This is a genomic window from Herbaspirillum sp. B65, assembly GCF_000333555.1.
GTDB classification, from domain to species: Bacteria; Pseudomonadota; Gammaproteobacteria; order Burkholderiales; family Burkholderiaceae_D; genus Herbaspirillum; species Herbaspirillum rubrisubalbicans.
On sequence record NZ_BADI01000445.1, the window covers coordinates 1 to 1,901 of the forward strand.

Annotated in this window: 1 protein-coding gene; it reads right to left on the reverse strand. The window is 63.5% G+C overall.

Going from position 1 to position 1,901, the window contains the following annotated elements:
- A partial coding sequence (acnA, locus tag I5W_RS10585) for an aconitate hydratase AcnA (protein WP_044529192.1) occupies positions 1–1,901 on the reverse strand: 1,901 nt, incomplete at both ends.

The following is a 1,901-nucleotide window of genomic DNA, read 5'->3' on the forward strand; positions in this document are numbered from 1 at the left end:
TTGCGATGGATCACCAGGTGGCTTTCCTGTTGCGGCTTGATCTCGCCTTCCAGGCCCTTCAGGTCGAAGCTTCTTTCACCGGTGATGCCCAGCGACTGAACACTGTCATTGCCCAGGAACTGCAGCGGCAGCACGCCCATACCCACCAGGTTGGAGCGGTGGATACGCTCGAAGGAACGAGCGATCACGGCCTTCACGCCCAGCAGCTGGGTGCCCTTGGCAGCCCAGTCGCGGGAGGAGCCGGTACCGTACTCTTCGCCACCGAAGACCATGGTCGGGGTGCCTTCGGCCACGTACTTCATGGCGGCGTCGTAGATCGACATTTCTTCACCGGAAGGCTGGTGAATGGTGATGCCGCCTTCGACGCGCGAGCCGTCTTCCTTGGCCGGGATCATCAGGTTCTTGATACGCACGTTGGCGAAGGTGCCGCGCATCATGATCTCGTGGTTGCCGCGACGCGAGCCGTAGGAGTTGAAGTCCGCCTTCAGCACGCCATTGGCTTGCAGCCACTTGCCAGCCGGGCTGGATTCCTTGATGGAACCGGCCGGGGAGATGTGGTCGGTGGTGATCGAGTCGCCGAACACGCCCAGGGCGCGGGCACCGCTGATGCCGGTGGCGGCAGCCTGGGGTTCTTCGCTGAAGTTCTCGAAGAACGGCGGCTCGGCGATGTAGGTCGAGCTCGGCCAGTTGTAGACTTCGCCCTTGGCCACGCCCTTGATGGCTTCCCACAGCTTGCCAGGAGCGCCCTTCACATCGGCGTAGTTTTCCTTGAAGGTCTTGGCGTTCATGGCGAACTTGAGCAGCTTTTCGATCTCTTGCGAGGTCGGCCAGATGTCGCCCAGGTAGACGGGCTTGCCGCCCTTGCCCTTGCCGACCGGTTCGGTCATCAGGTCACGGGTGACGTTGCCGGCGATGGCGTAGGCCACCACCAGCGGGGGCGAAGCCAGGAAGTTGGCGCGGATGTTCGGGTGGATACGGGCTTCGAAGTTGCGATTGCCCGACAGCACGGCAGCGGCCACCACGTCGTTCTTGACGATGGCTTCGTTCATGGCCGGGGTCAGGTCGCCAGCGTTGCCGATGCAGGTGGTGCAACCGTAGGCGGTCACGCCAAAGCCCAGCTTTTCCAGGTACGGCAGCAGGCCAGCCGCTTCCAGGTACTTGGTCACCACGCGCGAGCCAGGGGCCAGCGAGGTCTTGATGTGCGGAGCCACCTTCAGGCCGGCTTCCACCGCCTTCTTGGCCAACAGGCCAGCGGCCAGCAGCACGCTCGGGTTGGAGGTGTTGGTGCAGGAGGTGATGGCGGCGATCAGCACGTCACCGTTATGCACATCCACGCCGTCGGCGTTCTTGTAGGAAGCGGTCAGGTCTTCAGCCTTCTTGTTGAAGCCGTTTTCTGCCACCGGCTTGGTGAACAGCTCGGAGAAGGTGGTCTTGACGTTGCCGATTTCGATACGGTCTTGCGGACGCTTGGGACCGGCCAGCGACGGGGCGACCGTGCCCAGGTCCAGCGAGACTTCCTGGGTGTAGTCGATCTGGCCGGCCTTGGGCACGCCGTACAGGCCTTGCGCCTTGAAGTAGGCTTCGAAGGCGTCGATCTCGGCCTTGGTGCGGCCGGTGCCCTTGAAGTAGGCGATGGTGGCGTCGTCGACCGGGAAGAAGCCCATGGTGGCGCCGTATTCCGGGGCCATGTTGGCGATGGTGGCGCGGTCGGTCAGCGACAGCGATTCGGTGCCTTCACCGAAGAATTCGACGAACTTGCCCACGACCTTGGTCTGGCGCAGCAGTTCGGTGATGGTCAACACCAGGTCGGTGGCGGTGACGCCTTCGCGCAGGGCGCCGGTCAGGTTCACGCCGACCACGTCGGGGGTCAGGAAATAGACCGGCGGCCCAACATCCGGCTC